Here is a 2,031-nt window from a genome sequence, read left to right on the forward strand (position 1 = left end):
CCACCAACTCGCCCCCACCCTCACCCACGCAGCCCAACTCGCCACCATCACCCTCAAAACCATCGAAGCCTGCACCACACTCGCCGCCCACCACCAGGCCGCCATCAACGACGCAGCCACCTTCTACGCCCTCGACCGCCACAAGAAATATCCCAACCGCTTCCCCCGAATACCAGCATCAGGCCTCGAACTCACAACCTGCTACGAAAGAGCCCGAACCAAAGGCCACCAAACCATCACCACCCTCGGCCAAGCCATTCATGATCTGACTTCTTCGACTGACCCAACGCTCGAAGAAGTACAGCTGATCGTCCGCCGAAGCGTCCTCAAGGAGCACACGCAATCCGAACTCGCCAGCACTGGCTTTCCTGTCTCAATCACCGACTGCTTGAAGATTGAACACGCCAAACTCGACAGTCGCTCCAATACTTATCTCAGCCCGGCGCCTCGGACCATCAATCCCCCGCCAAAACCATGACAGGAACGAGCACACACCGACCACAGTGCCGCGCCCACTTCCAACGACAGGTTCAGCTTCCACCACCGCAAGGCCGAAAACGGTGGGTGGCCGGGGTTGGGTACGTCTGATCCTTGCTGCGCTCCGGGCGGCAGGGCCACGAGCGCTCTACGACCGCCGGCGCGAACTCGGAGACAGACACTCCAAGGCCTCGGAAATGGCCAAGCCCCGCCGCAAGATGGACCTATGCTTGCCCGGTGATGGCTACCGCGCCGGCCCCACGGAGACGGACTGCCACTTCGAGTCGATCCGCGAGTCCTGCACCTTCTTCGTCACCACCATTGAATTCCGGCCCACCCCTGGAGAACCAGCGCGACGATGCGGCCACGGAGGGCCAGGTCGTCCGAGAGCAGATCTTCGACAGCCCGCTAACGCGCCTGGACGAGCACGCCGGCTGGTCCGGAGATCTCCATCGGACTGATCAGCGGGTCAGGTCTCCGTGCCGGTAATGCTCGGGATCAGCCGCGGCAATCCGCGCGGCCATCTCTACCTCGGCCTGCGACTCAGGCGGGTAATCAGAGGGGTCGAGCGAGAACCGGTAGGAGAGATAGAGGCGATCTCCCGGCCTGCTGGAGGCAATGAACGCTCTCAGGCAGCCGGTCCGGAAGCGGGGCTCGAAATCGCGGCGCAGGGCCGCGGCTTCGGCGTTGCTAGTTGTCGGAGTGGCAGCCATCGGATTGAGGGAGACCCGGATCGCACCCTCACCGGGGCCCCGGTGTTCCTGGTCGGCACGGAGGTCTTCCATAGACGCGTACTGCGCGGACGGCACTGCCCAGTACCAGGCCTTCGCCGCTCCCAGCCGCTCGGCGGCCGAGCCGGTTTCGAGGTAGTCAAGGATGCGCTCCATGACCTGCCGCGCACCGAGAACTCGCACGAGCGGCTCGACCAACTGGCGGTCGCCGCTGGGACAGTGGTCATGGGCTATGGCATGCATGATCTGGTCCGCATGCTCCCGCACAGCGTCCAGATCGCTCGCGCAGGCCTCACCGATCTGGAATCGCTTGACCTCGCAGCGCTGATAGGCATCGAAGACGGGATCGCCGGACGTCTCGCCCGGCCAACTCGCACCTGGGCAGAACACGGCCGCCAAGTCATCCAGCAGCGGCTCAAACAGCCCGAGACGCTCAGCGAGTTCCGTCGACAACACCGCCCCCGTCCCAGGATCCAACGTCAGCCTACACGCGCCGCGATCGCCCGAAAGAAATCGACAGCGAGGACCAGGCTGGCAACAAAACCCGCATCGTAGAGGGCTGACGACTGAGCCCATTCCAACCTGAGTGTGCAGGTCACAGGTTCGTCGCGGGCGACGGAAGCGGGCTGTGAATGAGTGAAGCTCCTGCTAGATGAGGTTGTCGACCAAGATCAACCTTGTCCGCACAGGAACTTTACGTGCTGTTCTACCGTGCCGCGCTGGATCTGTCGCGCCCGACCCTGACCTTCGTTACCGGGCTGGTGCGCGATCACCGGGACCTGATCGGGTCGCGGTGGCGAGCACTGAGCCCCGAGCGCCAGGC

Annotated in this window: 2 protein-coding genes and 1 pseudogene; 2 read left to right on the forward strand and 1 reads right to left on the reverse strand. The window is 63.9% G+C overall.

Annotation, left to right across the window (positions count from 1 at the left end; genetic code table 11):
* Window positions 1-478, forward strand: a 478-nt coding sequence (locus E1284_RS42260; protein ID WP_165965630.1) for a hypothetical protein, incomplete at its 5' end; no start/stop codon positions are given.
* 460 nt (window positions 479-938) lie between these two features.
* Here the strand turns inward: E1284_RS42260 and E1284_RS40385 are convergent.
* Window positions 939-1,661, reverse strand: a complete 723-nt coding sequence (locus E1284_RS40385; protein ID WP_131945385.1) for a hypothetical protein — start codon at window positions 1,659-1,661, stop codon at window positions 939-941.
* 245 nt (window positions 1,662-1,906) lie between these two features.
* Between E1284_RS40385 and E1284_RS43540 the strand changes: the two are divergent.
* Window positions 1,907-2,031 (forward strand): annotated as a pseudogene (locus E1284_RS43540) (IS5/IS1182 family transposase); the annotation flags it as partial.

The sequence above is a fragment of the Actinomadura bangladeshensis genome (assembly GCF_004348335.1).
In the GTDB taxonomy this organism is placed as follows: domain Bacteria; phylum Actinomycetota; class Actinomycetes; order Streptosporangiales; family Streptosporangiaceae; genus Spirillospora; species Spirillospora bangladeshensis.